The following is a 15420-nucleotide window of genomic DNA, read 5'->3' as shown; positions in this document are numbered from 1 at the left end:
TCCGTATGCTTACTTGAAGGATGTTCTTACACGCCTGCCGACGCAGCGTGCGAGTGAGATAACCGAGCTGTTGCCGCACAGGTGGGCGCCCGTTTAATCACACAAGGTGTGTTTGGCGGACGCTTACGATCGCGGAGCCCGCCCCACTCGCATTTTTTTGTTTTGGGTGGAGGCGGTCTGAAGGGTTGCGTCTAGTGTGAGCAATTTTTTATGTATTTATATATAAACATCGCTCATAAAAATGCTCAGACCAGCAGGTGGCTGTCCGTCCGGAAAATGCATTCATCGCGATTATTGGAGAGGAATCGCCCCATCGTTTACGGCTTTTTTGATGCCGCATGATTGCAGAATTAGGATCAGGACAAGGTCTGAGGTCCGACCAAGCCAGCTTTCTGGACCTAAATCAAGGAAGGTTCAAAAAACGCTGACTGCTTCAGACCTTCCTTAGCAGAGATTAAAGTGTCGGAACAGAGATTGGTTTGGCTTTCACTGGCCGGAGGCGGCGGCTGCAATGTTTTTCAGCACCGTTGTCAATTGCTCCAGGTTTGACTGCAGGCGATCTGCAGGTCCTGCAATTGCCAGAGCGCCCGCCAATGAACCATCAGCATTGAAAACAGGAGCTGCAAGGGCGCCCGAATGAGGCGTCCATTGCCCGATGCTGATAGATATTCCGGTTTTGCGAATGTCCGAGAGCCGTTGACGTAGTTCGGAAGGGCTGAGTGGAACTCTCGGCGAGAACTCGTCCACCTTCAATTTTTCAGCTTTGATTGATCGCAGATATGACTCTTGCGATTCTTTGTCTTGATAGGCAAGCAGGACGTTGCCTGCGGCTGTCTGGTAGAGCGGAAATGTCATTCCCACCCGCAAATTGTAAAGCAACGCTTGAGCACTGTTTATTACCTCAATGGCGACTGCTACCGGCTCGCTGGAGCCCAACACGGCAAAATAAACTGTCTCGTGCGTTCGCTCAGCTAGCTGCTCTACATAGGGTTCGATCAGTGTTCGGATCTTGTGCGCCGCAAGGATATCTGCAGACATCCGAAAGATACGTGGTCCGAGCCTGTAGCGGGATTTTCCATGGCTCAGATAGGACTCCGCCACCAAGGGACGTAATAAGGTCAGCAGGCTGCTTTTCGGCGCGCCGAGCTCAATACTCAAATCTGCGAGAGAAAGTCCGTCTGTTGCGCGGGCCAACGCCTCGAACAAGCCCAAAATTCGCATCACCGAACGAGGTCCGCTAGCGTCTTTTTCTGCCTGCTGAGTTTCCTTAGAAATAGCTTTATCTGACATGTGTTCTAAACCGACCCATTGAGTTGCTGGCGGCGTCCCATTCAGGACGTATATTTTTTGCCACTTCGACCAGGAATGCCTAAGTGTTATCGTGTTCATGAAATGTACCATGATCAATAGGGTTCGAGAAACTGAACGCCGCGTAGAACTCTCTAGGTGATCCATTGTGTTTTTGCGTTGCGTTTATTGGCATCAGTTTGGCACCAATCAGGGTTACTCGGCTTGCAAATGGTGTGTCGTTACCGGCGTGCCTTTTATCAGTGTGCGGCGAACGGCATCGTCTCTACGCTGGTCTGCAATCGTCGCGCGGCTTCGTTGACGAAGATAGTCAGCCCAAGAGTCAACGCAGATCCTCTCCACAAATCGGGTAGGTTCCGACAGGTCGCGGGATAGGGTCCACGACCGTACCCCTTTGCGTCGCCAGGATCTGCCCACTGAGTTAATCGCCAGAGTAAAATCGTCAACGTAAGCAGGGTCCACTGTATAGGTATGATGGATTGAAACTGGCTTCCCACTAGGCTCAATCCCACATACATATGTGGTGTCTGGCTTGGGTGATGCCAGCGTGAACTCTCGGTCATCCATGGACCCAAGTGGATGGCGGCGAGCTAGCAAGCTCCCACACACAATTATCAACGCGGCAGAACAAAGGGTTGGATAGACACCCCATACACTGGCGATCCACCCCCAAAATGTGCTTCCCAGTGCCAGCGAACCTTGAAAAACCAGGATAAACAACGCCAGTGCCCGACCTTTGATCCATGGCGGCAAGGTGGATTGATAATTTGAACTCATGGTGACGGTGAACTGTGTCCAGCCAATTCCGGCCAACACAAGTACTGCGCACATGGTAAAGGTATTACTCGTAAAACCGATGGTTACACTGGCCATGCCGAAGAGCACGCAGGACAGGGCAATCACGCGTTCCGCACTTAAGTGCTCTTTCATTTTTGCGAAAAACAAACCGCCCAGCACTGCGCCTCCACCAATGCAGCCCAGTAACACTCCGTAGGTACCAGAGTCATGGTCTGGCAATCTTCCGGCTACTACTGGAAGTAGTGCCCATAAGGCGCTGGCACCTCCTACGAACGTCAGGACGCGAAGCAACAGCCCTGGGAGTAAGACTGAGTGGCGAACAAACTGAAAACCGGTGCGCATTGCACTGAGTAATGGCTCGCGGGGCGCTTCGCTAACAACCTTGCAGCGAGGCATAAACAGACAGAGCGTAAATGCGGCCAGGCAGAGCGTTGTCACTGCGATGAACACTGCGGTAACTCCAAACAGTGCGAGGACTATCCCCGCGATTGCGGGGCCTACGGCCCTGACGCTGTTGTAGCCTATGTTATTGAGCGCTATCGCTGCGCTGAGGGCGGCCCTGGGCACTGACTCGGAGATAGAAGTCAGCGCTGCCGGGGTAGCGAGCGAAGTCCCCACGCCGATGAGAAAAGTGAATGTCAGTAGAACCATCGGGCCCCCCGCCTCAAGTTCCAAGACCACAGTTAGCCCGGCGGCGCAAAGGAGCATCCAGCCATAGGTCCATACAAGCATCCGGCGATGCCCGACCATATCGGCCAATGCACCCGCGGGAAGACTCAATAGAAAGAAGGGGAGACTGGTGGCTGTCTGAATAAGCGCAACCATAAGGGGAGATGGAGAAAATCGCACCATCAGGGTTGCAGCGCCGACGTTCTGCATCCATACGGCCATGCCACTGCTCATCAATGCCATCCACATGATGACAAACTGACCAGAACGTAATGGAGAGCCGCCTGGCAGGAATTCAATAAGCCTACTGGATTTATTCGTCGAAGTAGTCATGTGTTCACAGCCTTGATGAAACATTGTTCCATATTGTGAATTATGGTCATGTTTGTGAGTGCAAGTTACGATTGGGGGCCTGGTCGTACCTCCGATTTACATGAGGTGGTGGCAGCTATCTGCTTAGCCATTACAGTTAGGCAGATAGCCGAGGGACGCCCGATAACTGCCGAAGCAATGTCGGTGTCGGCAGATCGATGTGGTAGGGCAGCCCTATAGCTTCAGTGCCGCTCGTACTGCATTCGCGATCGGCAAAATGGTGTCATCTTCACGGCTGCTGGAGTTGAACATTCTGTTATGGCAGATAGCGACCGCGAGTTTTTGATCCGGGTCGGCCCAGCCGATAGATCCCCCCTGTCCTGGGTGGCAAATCGCTCGAGGGCTGGCAGGGGAGCACACTGGGGGATGTTCGCCGCCTAGCCAGTAGCCACCAATGCTCAGAGGTAGAGGGATGTTGAACATCACCGGATCAGGTTCGTCGCTATGCACGCGCGGCGTGTTCAAGGATGCCGCCAATTCCCTGGAAAGTATCCGCACACCATCTAACTCGCCACCTTGGGCCAGCATCGCCCAGAATCGAGCCTCGCTGCGTGCAGTAAAGATACCGCCCACCCCGGCAACCGCTGCTCTGCGCACGTCAGGTCGCTCGAATACTTCCGGGACCAAGTCTACCTGCGGGGGCATAGAGGCTGTGAAGAGTGGTGGCAGGTATTCTGGTGGGACTGGGTTTATGGCGTTGGTCAGTTTTGCCACCCGATGCTCGACTTCATCGCTAATACCAATCCACAGGTCAGGGATACCCAAGGGATAGGCAATTTCTTGTTGAACGAATTGGCTGAATGAGCGACCTTGCGGGTCACACCGTCGAACCAGTTCGCCGATGATCCAGCCGAACGTCATGGAGAGGTATAGCGTCTTGGTGCCTGGATCAGCCAGCGGCTCAAGTGCTGCAATTTCCCGCGTCATCCAATCCCAATCGCACATAAGTTCAGGCGTCACGCCTGGAGGCATCTGCGGTATGCATGCACGGTGAGTAAGCACGTGACGAACAGTAGTGTTCTGCTTGCCATTGGCGGCATATTCCGGCCAGTAACGGCTAACCGGTGCGTTGTAGTCGATAAAGCCGCGGTCCGCCAGGATATGGAGTGCGGTCGCTGCCACTGCTTTGGTGACCGAGTACACATTGAACAAAGTGTCTCCGTCGACCATGCGTCCAGTTGTTTCGTCGGCCAATCCACCCCACGCATCAATGACGAGCTGGCCGTTCAGATATGCGGCCACTTGTAGGCCGATCTCAGACCCATTGGCTATCGCATGGTCTATCGCACGCTGGACGTGCGCGTTTGCATCTGAATTTATCGTGTTGATCATTTGAGCCTTCCCAGAAACGCTGCGCCAATGATGACGCGATTGTTGTTATGGCGTTCGAATGTATCTCTTCACTCGATCTCGATCATTTCGAACTCGGCTTTCGACAAGCCGCAATCCGGGCAGATCCACTCTGAAGGAATTTCCTCCCAGGGAGTGCCTGGCGCGATGCCTCCTTGAGGGTCGCCATTTGCCTCGTCGTAGATATACCCGCAGTTCACACACATCCACTTTTTCATCATCGGTTTCCCAGTCAGGCTGTGCGAAGCGTCACCCCGCAGATTATAGTTATATGCACGACGTGCACGATATCGTACAATTTGTCGAGAAGTCCATAAGCGGATATTGACGTTCATGAAGGAAAAAGTACGGGGTCGCCCATCCAAAGAGTTGCTGGCAGAGCACCAAGAGCATCTGCTCGACATTGCCACCGAAGAGTTTTTGGAGCATGGGTTCAAAGCTGCGAGCATCGATGGAATTGCACGAAAGGCAGGAGTGGGAAAGCTTACTATTTACCGACGCTTTGACGGCAAAAAAGGCCTGTTTTTGGCGGTGGCCGAGTGGGTCCTCCAACACGGCCACCCGCTAGCGACTGTATCAACTGAAGGCGGCTCACCTGAGCAGGTGCTCCTCGATTTCTCTTTAGCTATCTATCAAGGGATTACCATTGTCAGAACTCGGGAAATTACCCGGATGGCAGTAGCAGAAGCACGTGAGTTCCCGGAAGTAGCCCGTCGCTATTACGAAAGCGCGATGGTCAGTCTTGAGCCCTTGGTCCGCTTCCTTGAGCTCTTGGACCGTGAAGGCATTCTGAGTGTTCCAGACCCGTTGCGTGCCGCGATTGACTTTACCAACCTTACTGTCGATGGACTGCGCTTTTTGGTCATGGAGCCACTACCGGAGGAGGAGCGTATGGGTTGGTGCACGGCTGTAATCAGGGTCTTCATGGACGGGTATCGCCGTCGTTCAATTTGAGACCTCCGTTGCCTGGAGGGTAGTGCTGCTCTGTATCTCAATCTGTTTTTTGGAATCAGCAGAATTCCCCTCATTGACACGCTGGGTTTGGAAACTTCACACAGATGTTTCTTGACCAGATCTTTCGTCAGAAATAAACTGACGATGTGTCAGTAATTTCGGGGTGTGAGTCTTTCATGCGTTTGAGTGTCCGCTCTCCGATCATTTCGTGCCTGCTAGGAGACGTATGGTGAACCCATTGACCGCTGCCCTTTTCCAGCCCTTCCAGAGTCGTTCGCTTACGCTAGCCAACCGCACGGTCATGGCGCCTATGGGGCGAATGTTCGCGGAAAATGGGGTGCCCAGTACAGACGCTCCTGCCTATTACCAGCGTAGGGCTCAAGGTGGTGTCGGACTGGTTATCTGTGAAGCGACAGGGGTTGATCATCCGCTGTCTGTCGATCATCCTGCAGTGCCGGTCATGCATGGCGAGGCTGCGCTTGAAGGGTGGAAGCGAGTAGTTGACGCCGTACACTCCAGCGGCGGCAAGATTATCCCTCAGCTTTTCCATCAGGGCCCATTACGTGGCGGCAGTATTGCTGATGGTGGCATCGCGAGCTTGCGTCCGTCGGGTACGATCGGTCCCGATGGGCCGAACTCATATGACCCGGGCTTTTTCCTGAAGGCGGTCAAGCCGACGAGCCCCATGACCGACTCCGACATCCAGGATGCCATTGACGCTTTCGCGCGTTCTGCAGCAAATGCAAAATCATTGGGCTTCGATGGAGTGGCAATTCATGGGGCGCATGGATATTTGATCGATTCCTTCCTCTGGGGTGAGACTAATCGGCGCACTGACCGCTATGGGGGCGACCAGAAACAGCGGGCGACCTTTGCCGGTGAAGTCATACGCTCTGTTCGTAAGGCCATTGGGGAGCAGCTGCCAATATTCTTTCGGCTTTCACTACATAAATCCCACAATTATGCTGCTCGCACGGTCGAAACACCTGCCGAGTTAGAGGCATTGCTTGGTCCGATAGTGGACGCTGGCGTAGATGTGCTGGATACCAGTATTCGACGTTTCTACCAACCTGCATTTGAGGGCTCGGCGCTGAATCTTGCTGGGTGGACAAAAAAACTTTCGGGTAAACCGACCATGGCAGTTGGGAGTGTTGGCCTCAGCAATACTGCGTCAGAGACCTTCCTCAAGGAGGAAAGCCTGAGTGTCAACAATATCCCGCAACTTATGGATCGCTTCAATGACGGCGAGTTTGACTTGATTGCAATCGGTCGCTCGCTCATAGGTGATCCCGATTTCGTAGCCAAGCTGCGCAACGGTGAGGAGCCGATCCCGTTCTCCCGGTCGGCGTTGGATTCTTTGATTTAGCGGTGTGCAGGTGCCGGTAGTGCCGCTCAATTGCTGGCACCTGCGCACAGCGACGTAGTCGATTTGGCTGCGTCGTTAGCGTCCTTTATGGCGCTGAAGGTCTCGCTTACTCTCGCGACCTCAGGCGCTGCGATGTTCCTGGCGCTTTTCAAATACATATTTCTTCCGACGATGAGCTCTGAAACTAGCGTTTCAGCGATATGTCCTGCGCTTAGCAACTTCAAAAAACAGCTTCCGATTGGCAGGTGACATTGAAGATCACCGACCTCCTGATTCGAATCTCTCGGTGCTTTGATGGCTTGTATTAGTTGTCATATAGTCAGCTATTTGCGGTCGGAAGCTGAACGCTACTGTGCAGCTGTCCTTGGGTTGGTGAGGCGCTTTCTGCGTCGAGAGAGATGGTGCGATATGCGCGTTGGCGAGTGTGAGATTAGAGTTTTAGTCGCAGTGAAGCATATGTGGTGGGTTAGAGCACCTGCTCGAGAGTCAAGGAGGATGGGTCAGTACTTTATAACGTCTAGGCAGAAGCAGATCTCCAGTTGGGCTTGGGATTGATCCAAAATTAGTGAGTGGATAGATGTCGAGGGGCAGGATGAAGGCAGCCAACTGATTTCACTAATGACGGTTTTTTGCGTTGGTTGGCCCTGAAAAGAGGGATGGCCTGGGGCGGAAGGAAGTGATAGCTGCCATCGTGTCAGTTTGTCGTTTACACTGAGAAAAATAGATCTGCAGGAAGTTGCTATGAGTGAAATTGTAAAAGTAGAGGGGCGTGCGAAAAAAGTCAGTGCTATTCCTGGCGGATATAAACCGTTAAAGCGATTTGTTACCAGCAATAAGCAGGGGCAGCAACTGGGTCCGAAGGGGCAGGCGACGAGATTGCGAATTGTAGAAGCAGCAGAGAAACTGTTGTTGACGCAGTCGCCGGTGGACCTCACCGCGGTGGCTATCGCCAAGGCTGCCAACACATCGCCGGCATCGTTCTATATGTATTTCGAAGACATCCGGGAAGTTCTTTTTGCCCTAAGCGATATTGCAACCCAAGAGATGGACGATGTTCTAGGGATACTGGAGGATGAATGGCGAGAGGACAATCTCGATAGTTGGGCCAATAGTCTTGTCGATGCGTTCTATGCGGTCTGGGACCGACACAGAGAAGTTCTTCGATATAGAAATATGGAATCTGATCGCGGTGATCCGGCTTTTGACAAGCTACGCAATGAAGGTTCATTTCCTTTCATCGAGGCACTGGCCTCGCGAATCGTCGCAGCATGCGCAGCCGGGCAAATGCCCTCCAGAGGCGATGCACGTGCGCTTGCGACAGTTCTCCACGCAGGCATAGAGCGGCTTGCTGCCGTAGATCCGGAGGTTACGCAAGGAATGCTGGGTGTCAAACGGTTAAAGGCTGCGCAGGCGCGTGCAATTGTTTGTGTAATCGTAAGCACCCGCCTTAGTTTTACGGCGCTCCCGAAGGATTAACGCTGCGTTGTATGGCCTACGTCAATCGGGAGAAGCGTTGCGAGACGTGAAATCGCTGTGAGGAGGGAGGGGAATTGTAGATCCCTCACCCCCCTAACTCAGGTATGCGTGAAGCGAAACTTTGAGGGGATAGCAGGGCAAATATACATCTTGGTGTTACGGCTCTTCAGGAAAAAGTCCACTTGGGTTCACGCTTCTCCTGAAAAGCAGTTCGGGCTTCGCTGGAGTCGTTGAGGCGAGAGACGCGATTGGTGTAATCCTGTTCCAGGCGATACCCAGGCTCCAAAGGCATATCTTCGACCCTGTTAAGCGATTCTTTGCCCATCCGTAGGCCCAGCGGGCTGTTGCGTGCTATCTGAGCTGCCAATTCCCGTGCCGCACCCATTAGTGCTTCCGGTGCCAGTACTTCTTCAACAGCCCCCAGGCGATACAGCTCAGTCGCTGGTATGGGGTCGCCAGTGAAAAATGCGCGTCGGGTTTTATTGGCGCCCACTAGACGCTGCAGGTGTCGACCACCGCCCAGCACACCCACTTTTATCTCTGGGACGGAGAAAGTAGCGTTCACTGATGCCAGCAAAATATCGCAGCTGGCGGCAAGCGGGATGCCCGCACCGATGGCCGGCCCGTTGATAGCGCCAATCACCGGTAAAGGGCAGTTGCGTATGGCCTCGAAGCATTCTCGCGGGACGGCTCCAGGGTCAATCAAGTCAGCTACCGTATCGTCTCCGGTCAACTGACGGGCATGTCGCCGGGCGCTGTCCTTCAAATCTACACCTGCGCAAAAAATCTTTTCGCCTGCGGCGGTGAATATCACCACGCTAGCCTCGGTTGACCGCCCCAAGTCGGTGAATACCTGTGCGATCTCGCGAAAGGCTTCGGCATCGAGTGCATTGACCGGTGGGCGATTCAGCGTCACGGTCGCGATACGGTCCGAGATTTCCAGTTTTATATGTTTCACGTTACTTACCTTGTTTGGCGCTGCGGATTGCTTCAATAGGTATTAGAAAAAAGGCCTTAGACGCCGTCAGCAGCCTTTGAAAGCTGGCTTGCGTTTTTCTCTGAATGCATTGATGGCTTCCTGATGATCGCCACTTAAAGTGGCGGCTAATGCCTCGTAAGCCATGCCTGCGTCCATCATGCTGGCGGCCATCTGGCGCAAGGGGATATTGATCGTGGCTTTGCTCAGTCGTAGCGACTGGGTCGGTAGGGCGGCCAGGCGATCGGCGTAAGCATCAACGTAGGCATCTAGTTCGGCGGCGGGCATGCAGCCGTTAATCAGTCCAATTCTTTCTGCTTCCGGCGCGGGTAGCTTTTCACCGGTCAACAAATAATGCTTGGCTCGGGTGTAGCCGATGCGGGCGGGCCAGGTCAATTGACCGCCATCGCCACTGGTCAGGCCGACATTATTGTGGGGGTCACCAAAGCGAGCGTGGTCGGCAGCGAAAACCATATCGCAGCAAGTGATTAGCGTTGATCCCAAACCGATAGCGTCGCCGTTGACCTTCGCGATGATCGGCTTATCGCATTCGAGCATGCTAATGATGATGCGCTTGGCTTCGCGGATGGTGCGAAACCAAACCTGAGGGTTGTCACGAATTTCCTGCATTTTCGGAATGTCACCGCCTGCACTAAACGCGCGCCCAGCACCGGTCAAAACGACGATGTCGCTTTCAGGGTCTTCGGTCACGTCATCCCAGACCCGGCTCAGTTCTGCATGAGACTGATCAGAGAAGCTATTGAGTGTTTCAGGCTGGTTGAATGTCATGTACAGAATCTTGCCGCGACGTTCAAATTTCATCGTTGTGTATTTTGAAAAGTCCATTGCCCCTCCTTGTCTGTCCACCAGGCGCATCTGAGAAAATTTACATGGTCGGCAGCGTTTGAAATCATTATGATTAGCTGACTTATAGTCAGTTATCAAAATATAGCCTGCATGGGTAGGCTGTGCAAGGTTGCTGGCGGCTCTTCGCCGATTATGGCGGCATCTTGTCAGCGTTTTTCAGTTGCCTAACAGCCATTCACTGCTATAAACAGGCTATTCGTCAGTTATATTTTCCTTAATAAACGCGCAAAAACAGGAGAGTGCACATGTCTGGCATGGTTCAGGGCAAAGCGGTCGTCATCACGGGGGCTGGGTCGGGGATTGGCCGGGAGTTCGCTTTGGCGTTTGCGGCGAGCGGCGCAAAGGTGGTCGTCAATGACTTAGCACGAAACGTCGAAACGGGTGTTTTCGCGGCCGAAGAGGTAGCCGCTCAGATCAGGGAGGCCGGTGGAGAAGCGGTGGCGAATACGGACAGCGTCGCCGAGTGGCAATCCGCTCAACATATCGTCCAAGCGGCGATGGACAGCTTTGGCCGTATTGACTGTGTGGTAAATAACGCCGGAATTCTACGAGATAGATTTTTTTTCAATATGAGTCCCGAAGAGTGGAGTGCCGTGATCGATGTGCATCTGAGCGGTTCGTTCTACGTTGCGCGTGCTGCAGCCCCTCACTTCAAGAAGCAGCAGTCAGGCAGCTACATCCATATGTCGTCGTCCAGTGGACTGATCGGAAACGTTGGCCAGGCGAATTACGGGGCAGCGAAGATGGGCATTGCCGGTTTGTCGAAGATTATCGCGTTGGATATGGCGCGCTATAACGTGCGTTCCAATTGCATCGTACCGTGGGCTTGGACTGCCATGACATCGTCGGTGCCGATCAATACGCCTGAAGATGCTGCACGGGCCGAGAAGAACAAACGCATGGAACCTAAGAAGGTCGCGCCACTTGCGGTTTACCTCGCAAGTGATGCGGCATACGACACCACTGCGCAAATCTTCGGTGTGCGTGCCAATGAGATTTACTTGTTCTCCCAGCCTCGGGTGATGCGGTCGGTGCATCGCAGTGAGGACTGGACTCCAGAAACGATTGCTGAGCATGCTATTCCATCAATGCGCTCAAGCTTTTTCGATAATTTGCCTGGAGTGGCGTTGACCACTTGGGACCCGATTTAGGGGTTCCGAGCGTACCAAAACAACAACAAAATTTCGGTAGAGACTTCATGGAAAAATTCCTATTGTACGAGCAAGTCGGCGGCATCGTGACGTTGACGATGAATCAACCCGAGGTGCGCAATGCCCTGACGGGAAACTCTGCGATTGCCGAGTTCATCGAAGCTTGCGCGAGGATCACCCAAGATACGTCAGTAAGGGTTGTCATCCTGACAGGTAATGGCCCAGCGTTTTGTTCTGGCGGGAACGTCAAAAACATGCAGAAATACTTCAGCGAGTCGGTCGACGTTGCAAGTATTCGCCACGAATACCGGACGGGCATTCAAAACCTGACGCGCTCACTCTATAACCTTGAAGTGCCTGTTATCGCTGCGGTAAACGGTCCGGCGATTGGCGCGGGATGTGATTTAGCCTGTATGTGCGATATCCGCATTGCATCTGACGTGGCAACGTTTGCAGAGAGCTTTGTGAAGATCGGCATCGTTCCTGGCGATGGTGGGGCATGGCTGTTGCCACGCGTTGTCGGCATTGCGCGCGCTTCTGAAATGGCGCTCACCGGCGACGCACTGGATTCACAAGAAGCACTGGCTTGTGGACTCATCTCGCGGGTAGTACCGGCGGAGGATCTTATGTCGCAGGCTAGGAGTATAGCGATGCGCATCGCGGCTAATCCTCCCCAGGCTGTGCGTATGACCAAACGCCTCCTGCGCGAGGGACAGAATGCGTCGCTGGATACACTGCTGGAGATGTCCGCCAGCTTTCAAGCAGTGGCGCATAAGTCTCGAGACCACAAAGAAGCAGTGATGGCTTTTATCGAAAAGCGTGAACCTGTTTTCGTAAATGACTGAGTCCCTGTTGCCTAGTTCAGCTTACCGAAGCATTTTGGAGGCGCATGTGAAAAGCGAATTCGATGGTTTGTACGCAGTTGTCACAGGTGGAGTCAGTGGTATTGGCGCTGCTACGGCAAAGTCATTGTTGGAGCGCGGTTGTGAAGTGACGGTTACGTACCTGACGGAGGAGGAAGCCGCAGACTTTGCCAGAACGCCCGGCGCCGACCGTATGACGATGAGAAAGCTGGACGTTACCGACAGTGCTGGTGTTGCTCTATTTTTTTCGTCACTCCAGAAATTGGATATCTTGGTGAATTGTGCTGGTGTAGCGGGGCGCCCAGAAGAGTTCGACGAGCAAGGCTTTCTACGGACCATGGATGTCAATTTAAACGGCACCATGCGCTGTTGTTATGCGGCTAAGGATCTACTCGTCAACGGTGGAGGAGCAATCGTCAATATCGCATCAATGATGAGCTTTTTCGGCAGTGGTACGTCACCTGGATATGCCGCTAGCAAAGGTGCAGTCGGTCAGTTCACGCGCTCCCTCGCCGTCTCGTGGGCGGAGCATGGTATTAGGGTAAATGCCCTCGCTCCGGGATTCACCGATACACCCATGACTAAAAGTCTGCAGGCTGATGCGCAGTGGAGCACCAAGGTGCTGGCCCGAACGCCAATGCAGCGCTGGGGCACGCCGGAAGAAATGGCGATTGGCATCGTGTTTTTAGCATCGCCACAATCTTCATTCGTCACTGGAGTGATTTTGCCCGTCGACGGTGGCTATATGGTCAAAGCAGTCTCTTGACCCACTCATCCAATAAAAAATGTTCCTTTACCCAGGAACTGGAAATCAAGGCTTGAGGAGCTCCTTATGCATGCTGACCTACCGCTATCAATGGCGGATGACCTGGAATATAACTCTCGATGGCATGGGGCAGAACTTGCCTACATAGAAGAAGAGCGCAGCCTTACCCATCGTCAACTGCTCAGTCGAGGGTTGCGGTTAGGCTCGGCTATTTATGAAGCGGGGCTCCGCCACCAAGACAGAATCGGCGTACTTGCGATGAACTGCATCGAATACGGTGAGGTGGTTGCAAGTGCTCAATGTTCGGGCTTCGTATTGGCCACCGTGAACTTTCGACTGGCACCACCGGAAATCGCCTACATCATCAATGATGGGCGACCGAAGATCCTGTTTTTTGAAGCCCAATATTTGGCCGTAGTAGAGCAACTGCGTTCACACCTGCCTTCGGTGGATGTGTATGTGTGCATTGGCGGGGAAGCCAGTTGGGCCGAGAACTACGAGAAATTCATTGCGCGGGGAGACGAGGTAGGACCACCAATACGCTCACGGGAAGAGGACATTTTTTGTCTGATTTACACCAGTGGAACAACCGGGCGGCCGAAGGGCTGTATCTGGGGGCAAAGGGAATTCCGCAAGACCGCCGCAATGTCGGCGTTCAAAACAGAGTTGCAACAGCCTGACCGGATCATGTTGGTCATGCCCATGTTTCACAAGGGCGGCCTGGCAATGAGTCAGTCACAACTGGCCGTGGGTGGGACTTGTTGCCTGTTTCGTCAGTTCGACGCCAATGCTTTGCTCGCCGCCATCCACCGCGACAAGATCAGCATTGTTTATCTTGCGCCAACCATGGTTCAGATGCTCTTGGAGCAGCCTGGCGTTGAGGAGGCGGACCTTTCCAGTGTTCGCACCGTTATGTACTCGGCAGCGCCAATGCCGTTGCCGGTATTGAAGCGAGCTATGGAGCTGTTTCCCGGCTGTGGTTTCGTCAACTTATACGGGCAGACCGAGATTTGCACATTCAGCCTGTCTTCGACTCAGCATCGCCCCTTTGGTGATGAGCGGGATATCAAGCGTCTGACATCAGTGGGCAAGCCTCATGGCAATCATGTACAGGTACGGATTGTCGATGAGGATGATAATGATTGTCCCGTGGGAGTTCCGGGTGAAATCCTAGCCCGCAGTGGTGCCATGCTACGTGGTTACTGGAACAACCATTCGGCAAGCCTGGAGGCGCTGAGGAATGGCTGGGTGCATACCGGCGACGTAGGCAAGTTAGATGAAGACGGTTTTCTTTACCTGGTGGATCGCAAAAAGGACGTGATTATCTCTGGTGGTGAAAATATCTACTCCCGGGAAGTCGAAGATGCTGTTGTGACTCACCCGGCGGTTTCCGAGTGTGCGGTAATCGGCATTCCCGATGAGAAATGGGGTGAAAGCGTCTGTGCGGTGATCACCTTGAGGCCGGGGAGATATGTTGCGGACCAGGAGCTGATCGAATATGTACGCACCCGGATCGCCGGCTACAAAAAGCCCAAGTACATCATCACGCTGGATGAGTTGCCCAAGCTAGTTACCGGCAAGGTGAATAAACTTGAGTTGCGCCAGCGTTACGCCCTGAAGCAAGAGGCGCCAGCCGTGTGATTCCTAGTGAGATCTTGTTGACCGTCCCTTTTACAAAATCAAGAGACACACCATGACTGAAGAGAATGACTTTCCACGGGGTACCGCATTGGTTGTCGGAGCCAGCGGCGGAGTCGGTGGGGCAATAAGCAGGGCGCTCGCTCAGCAAGGTAGCGATGTGGTGCTGTGTTACCGCTCTAGTCAGGCACCCGTGGAGGCTGCTGCCGAAGCGGTACGTCTGGCCGGGAGAAAGGCGCGAGTGGTAAAACTTGACTTGCAGAATGCGAAGTCTGTAAAACAAGCCGTTAACAGTGCGGTGGCTGAATTTGGGCAGATTCACACGGTGGTTTACGCGGCCGGGCCGCAACTGCCATTGAAGTGGTTGAGTACGATCGATCCAGGGGAAATGGCGGAATTCCTCAATGCGGACACCATGGCTTTTTTCAACCTCATGCACGCAAGTATTCCGGCACTCAGAAGCAGTCGAGGCTCAGTTGTCGCCATCCATACCTGCGGTCTCTATCGGTGGCCCAACAAAGATGGCCTTTCGGTTGTGCCAAAAGCGGCAATTGAAGCAATGATCAAAGGTTTTGCTCGAGAGGAAGGCTCCAAGGGTGTCCGCGTCAATGGCATTGCTTTGGGGGTGTTGGATGGCGGTCTGTTTCACAAGATGACGGCCGCAGGTGATTTGGATGAAAGTTATGTCGAGGCCACTAGGAAAATGGTACCGCTGGGTCGCTTGGGCCACTTGGAGGAAGTTGCACACGCCGCGGTATTCCTCGCATCAAGTCGGGCGGCCTACATCACGGGTCACTCCATCGTCGTTGATGGTGGCTTTCACCTTTAAGCAGCGACTGGCGTTATCGGCGACCCCAAGGCAGGTA

The 15420-nt window shown here is 53.6% G+C and carries 15 protein-coding genes; 9 read left to right on the top strand and 6 right to left on the bottom strand.

The window, feature by feature from the left end:
* Positions 1 to 97 (top strand): transposase domain-containing protein (locus KGB28_RS15130; RefSeq protein ID WP_150799222.1); only part of this gene is annotated, 97 nt, incomplete at its 5' end.
* A gap of 389 nt (positions 98 to 486) precedes the next feature.
* Here KGB28_RS15130 and KGB28_RS15125 read toward each other — a convergent pair.
* The 4 genes from KGB28_RS15125 to KGB28_RS15110 all read right to left on the bottom strand — a co-directional run bounded on the left by KGB28_RS15125 (position 487) and on the right by KGB28_RS15110 (position 4715).
* Positions 487 to 1389 carry an IclR family transcriptional regulator gene (locus KGB28_RS15125; protein ID WP_223446263.1) on the bottom strand — a complete coding sequence of 301 codons (903 nt, stop codon included), beginning with the start codon at positions 1387 to 1389 and terminating at the stop codon, positions 487 to 489.
* Between the two features lie 114 nt (positions 1390 to 1503).
* Positions 1504 to 3108, bottom strand: coding sequence for an MFS transporter (locus tag KGB28_RS15120; RefSeq protein ID WP_223446262.1), 1605 nt, complete (start codon positions 3106 to 3108; stop codon positions 1504 to 1506).
* A gap of 213 nt (positions 3109 to 3321) precedes the next feature.
* Entirely contained in the window at positions 3322 to 4479 is a 1158-nt protein-coding gene (locus tag KGB28_RS15115; protein ID WP_223446260.1) for a serine hydrolase domain-containing protein, read from the bottom strand.
* 68 nt (positions 4480 to 4547) lie between these two features.
* On the bottom strand, positions 4548 to 4715 hold the full coding sequence (locus KGB28_RS15110; RefSeq protein ID WP_223446258.1) for a rubredoxin: 168 nt from the start codon (positions 4713 to 4715) through the stop codon (positions 4548 to 4550).
* Positions 4716 to 4830: 115 nt separating this feature from the next.
* On the opposite strand from KGB28_RS15110, the gene KGB28_RS15105 reads away from it, so the two are divergent.
* The 3 genes from KGB28_RS15105 to KGB28_RS15095 all read left to right on the top strand — a co-directional run bounded on the left by KGB28_RS15105 (position 4831) and on the right by KGB28_RS15095 (position 8293).
* Entirely contained in the window at positions 4831 to 5451 is a 621-nt protein-coding gene (locus KGB28_RS15105) for a TetR/AcrR family transcriptional regulator (protein WP_223446256.1), read from the top strand.
* A 226-nt stretch (positions 5452 to 5677) separates the two neighbouring features.
* Positions 5678 to 6817, top strand: coding sequence for an NADH:flavin oxidoreductase (locus tag KGB28_RS15100; RefSeq protein WP_223446254.1), 1140 nt, complete (start codon positions 5678 to 5680; stop codon positions 6815 to 6817).
* A 741-nt stretch (positions 6818 to 7558) separates the two neighbouring features.
* Positions 7559 to 8293, top strand: coding sequence for a TetR/AcrR family transcriptional regulator (locus tag KGB28_RS15095; protein WP_223446252.1), 735 nt, complete (start codon positions 7559 to 7561; stop codon positions 8291 to 8293).
* 166 nt (positions 8294 to 8459) lie between these two features.
* Here KGB28_RS15095 and KGB28_RS15090 read toward each other — a convergent pair whose 3' ends face one another.
* Both KGB28_RS15090 and KGB28_RS15085 read right to left on the bottom strand, forming a co-directional pair.
* Entirely contained in the window at positions 8460 to 9251 is a 792-nt protein-coding gene (locus KGB28_RS15090; protein WP_223446251.1) for an enoyl-CoA hydratase-related protein, read from the bottom strand.
* 66 nt (positions 9252 to 9317) lie between these two features.
* Positions 9318 to 10115, bottom strand: coding sequence for an enoyl-CoA hydratase/isomerase family protein (locus tag KGB28_RS15085; protein WP_223446249.1), 798 nt, complete (start codon positions 10113 to 10115; stop codon positions 9318 to 9320).
* Between the two features lie 266 nt (positions 10116 to 10381).
* Here KGB28_RS15085 and KGB28_RS15080 point away from each other — a divergent pair, with 266 nt between their 5' ends.
* The 5 genes from KGB28_RS15080 to KGB28_RS15060 all read left to right on the top strand — a co-directional run bounded on the left by KGB28_RS15080 (position 10382) and on the right by KGB28_RS15060 (position 15383).
* Positions 10382 to 11287, top strand: coding sequence for an SDR family NAD(P)-dependent oxidoreductase (locus tag KGB28_RS15080; RefSeq protein WP_223446247.1), 906 nt, complete (start codon positions 10382 to 10384; stop codon positions 11285 to 11287).
* Between the two features lie 47 nt (positions 11288 to 11334).
* On the top strand, positions 11335 to 12132 hold the full coding sequence (locus tag KGB28_RS15075) for a crotonase/enoyl-CoA hydratase family protein (RefSeq protein WP_223446245.1): 798 nt from the start codon (positions 11335 to 11337) through the stop codon (positions 12130 to 12132).
* On the top strand, positions 12125 to 12916 hold the full coding sequence (locus tag KGB28_RS15070) for an SDR family NAD(P)-dependent oxidoreductase (protein ID WP_223446243.1): 792 nt from the start codon (positions 12125 to 12127) through the stop codon (positions 12914 to 12916). Before KGB28_RS15075 ends, KGB28_RS15070 begins: the two co-directional genes overlap by 8 nt.
* A gap of 66 nt (positions 12917 to 12982) precedes the next feature.
* Complete coding sequence (locus KGB28_RS15065; RefSeq protein ID WP_223446241.1) at positions 12983 to 14557, top strand: class I adenylate-forming enzyme family protein; 1575 nt, start codon at positions 12983 to 12985, stop codon at positions 14555 to 14557.
* Between the two features lie 52 nt (positions 14558 to 14609).
* Positions 14610 to 15383, top strand: a complete 774-nt coding sequence (locus tag KGB28_RS15060; protein ID WP_223446239.1) for an SDR family NAD(P)-dependent oxidoreductase — start codon at positions 14610 to 14612, stop codon at positions 15381 to 15383.
* Positions 15384 to 15420: the final 37 nt, after the last annotated feature.

The sequence above is a fragment of the Pseudomonas sp. BF-R-19 genome (genome assembly GCF_019956445.1).
Lineage (GTDB): Bacteria > Pseudomonadota > Gammaproteobacteria > Pseudomonadales > Pseudomonadaceae > Aquipseudomonas > Aquipseudomonas fluorescens_BH.
This window is presented reverse-complemented; position numbering and strand designations above follow the sequence as displayed.

What these genes read in the sequence shown, in the direction of transcription:
- KGB28_RS15125 (WP_223446263.1), bottom strand. Translation starts at nt 1,389, where the DNA reads ATGAACACGATAACACTTAGGCATTCCTGGTCGAAGTGGCAAAAAATA.
- KGB28_RS15120 (WP_223446262.1), bottom strand. Translation starts at nt 3,108, where the DNA reads ATGACTACTTCGACGAATAAATCCAGTAGGCTTATTGAATTCCTGCCA.
- KGB28_RS15115 (WP_223446260.1), bottom strand. Translation starts at nt 4,479, where the DNA reads ATGATCAACACGATAAATTCAGATGCAAACGCGCACGTCCAGCGTGCG.
- KGB28_RS15110 (WP_223446258.1), bottom strand. Translation starts at nt 4,715, where the DNA reads ATGAAAAAGTGGATGTGTGTGAACTGCGGGTATATCTACGACGAGGCA.
- KGB28_RS15105 (WP_223446256.1), top strand. Translation starts at nt 4,831, where the DNA reads ATGAAGGAAAAAGTACGGGGTCGCCCATCCAAAGAGTTGCTGGCAGAG.
- KGB28_RS15100 (WP_223446254.1), top strand. Translation starts at nt 5,678, where the DNA reads ATGGTGAACCCATTGACCGCTGCCCTTTTCCAGCCCTTCCAGAGTCGT.
- KGB28_RS15095 (WP_223446252.1), top strand. Translation starts at nt 7,559, where the DNA reads ATGAGTGAAATTGTAAAAGTAGAGGGGCGTGCGAAAAAAGTCAGTGCT.
- KGB28_RS15085 (WP_223446249.1), bottom strand. Translation starts at nt 10,115, where the DNA reads ATGGACTTTTCAAAATACACAACGATGAAATTTGAACGTCGCGGCAAG.
- KGB28_RS15080 (WP_223446247.1), top strand. Translation starts at nt 10,382, where the DNA reads ATGTCTGGCATGGTTCAGGGCAAAGCGGTCGTCATCACGGGGGCTGGG.
- KGB28_RS15075 (WP_223446245.1), top strand. Translation starts at nt 11,335, where the DNA reads ATGGAAAAATTCCTATTGTACGAGCAAGTCGGCGGCATCGTGACGTTG.
- KGB28_RS15070 (WP_223446243.1), top strand. Translation starts at nt 12,125, where the DNA reads ATGACTGAGTCCCTGTTGCCTAGTTCAGCTTACCGAAGCATTTTGGAG.
- KGB28_RS15065 (WP_223446241.1), top strand. Translation starts at nt 12,983, where the DNA reads ATGCATGCTGACCTACCGCTATCAATGGCGGATGACCTGGAATATAAC.
- KGB28_RS15060 (WP_223446239.1), top strand. Translation starts at nt 14,610, where the DNA reads ATGACTGAAGAGAATGACTTTCCACGGGGTACCGCATTGGTTGTCGGA.